Origin of the sequence: Salipiger sp. 1_MG-2023, assembly GCF_030547555.1 — a bacterium.
Lineage (GTDB): Bacteria > Pseudomonadota > Alphaproteobacteria > Rhodobacterales > Rhodobacteraceae > Salipiger.
Genome location: NZ_JAUOQN010000151.1, coordinates 1 through 1,661 on the forward strand (window position 1 = coordinate 1; position 1,661 = coordinate 1,661).

The following is a 1,661-nucleotide window of genomic DNA, read 5'->3' on the forward strand; positions in this document are numbered from 1 at the left end:
CGCCGACGCCGCCGTAAAACCCAGTAGCTGCCATTCGCGGGAACTTTAGTCTTGTTTTCCAAGACAGATGCTTTCCCTCTTGAGTTCACACCGCGCGCTAGATCTCAGCGGTGCCGAGTGCGTCGAAGCGGTTGATGAGGGCAATGTGGATTTCTGCGCTACGGGGGTCGGGTCCCGCAAAGCGATGGGTTCGCCGAAGAATTGGAGGCAGCGCATTTTCTCCTCGGCCCTGCTTCGGACATGATAGCCCGACCACCTCTTCCAGACCGCCCACCTGAAGCAGCGGGCCGCGCGCAGGATATCGTTGCGGGCTCGGGCTGCCGATGTGTCCTCTTTCTACGGAAGACCGTACCTGCGGATCGGAATGCCAGCGGTGCCGCCGCGATCGAGGATCGCGGTGTGGCATCGGTGTGTATCATATGCGCCGTCAGCGGTCACGATGCCGAGCCGTTCGTCGGGAGGCATGTGGCTCAGCAGATCGGGCAGGACGGGGCTGTCGCCTTCCCGGCTGCGGGGCGAACTCGACCGCAGGGATGTCGGATGTGACAGTGCCTGTGGCCAGATGGACCTTGCGCCATTGGTGTCGCCCCTGAACACCGTGCTGGCGGGCTTGCCACTCGCCGTGGCCGAGGACCTCGATGCCGGTGCTATCCGCTGCCCGGCAGGGCATTGCACAGCAATGCCCGAGAGGGGACCAGAAGGTTCAGCGGCCCGTCGGTGCGGCGCTGGGGGATCTGCACCTTCAGGCTCTTCGGCCTCTGGCTCAAGATCGAATAGTCCGGGACGGCTCAATCCAGGTCCGCGAGCCGCAGCAAACTGGCTAGCATCCCGGCGGTCTGCCTGAGCGGCAGCCTTGAACAGCACTTTGATCCCCTCTCGGGACATTGATGTGCAATGCCCTGCCGGACAGTGGACAGGCAGAAGTGGATCGACCCATTCGAGAACACCGACGGGCGCCCTGCGCGGCCCTCACCCGGGGCGTACCACGCCATCTCCTTGCCCGGCCACCCTCTCACATATGCAAGCATGTGCTGCCGGGCAGTGGATTGGAAGCGACCCGCGCTTGCGGAGCCAGCGTTGTGGGCGAACTAGTTCACCGCGCGGTAGCGGACGGGTTCGGGCTTGCCCACGCCATCCGACTAACCGCATGGATTGGTGATGTGAATCCTCTGCCGTGAGAGTTCTGCAATAATACCTCGCCACAGCAACACCGCCCACTTGGGCATCACAAGCGTCTTACGTGTCAAACCACCAGCCCGCGCAGAGCCGTATCGCCAGCCTTAGCAAGCACATGGGAGCCTACTGACCATGATCCACGTGCAAGACCCGTCTTCTATTGAGTGACCCATCCCAAGGCTATGTCGGGCCTGTCCCGCGCCACTATTTGCCGCTGATCGAGAAGGGGCATGTCAAGATCTACAGGAAGTCGAGCATCTCGTTCGTGAACGCGTCCCAAGTATGGAACTTCATTCAGATGGACACGGCGTAACTATGTGAGAAGACGTGGGAACAAAACCCTTGAGCAGGATCTCTTCCAAAGAAAACAAGAAGATTTGGTGCGGTCGAGAAGACTCGAACTTCCACGGGAGCTATTGTCAAATCTGGTGTTTGGGCGGTCATCAAGCGGCGGCCTGATCTTGTGTTGATGGCTTGATGCCGTT

At 60.7% G+C, this 1,661-nt stretch carries 1 protein-coding gene and 1 pseudogene; both read right to left on the bottom strand.

What is annotated here, in order from left to right; translation table 11 throughout:
• Nucleotides 1–97: 97 nt before the first annotated feature.
• Nucleotides 98–998, bottom strand: a pseudogene (locus Q4543_RS24295) (IS5 family transposase); the annotation flags it as partial.
• Nucleotides 999–1,470: 472 nt separating this feature from the next.
• Nucleotides 1,471–1,661: hypothetical protein (locus Q4543_RS24300; RefSeq protein WP_303442711.1), on the bottom strand; the 191-nt coding region annotated here is incomplete at its 5' end.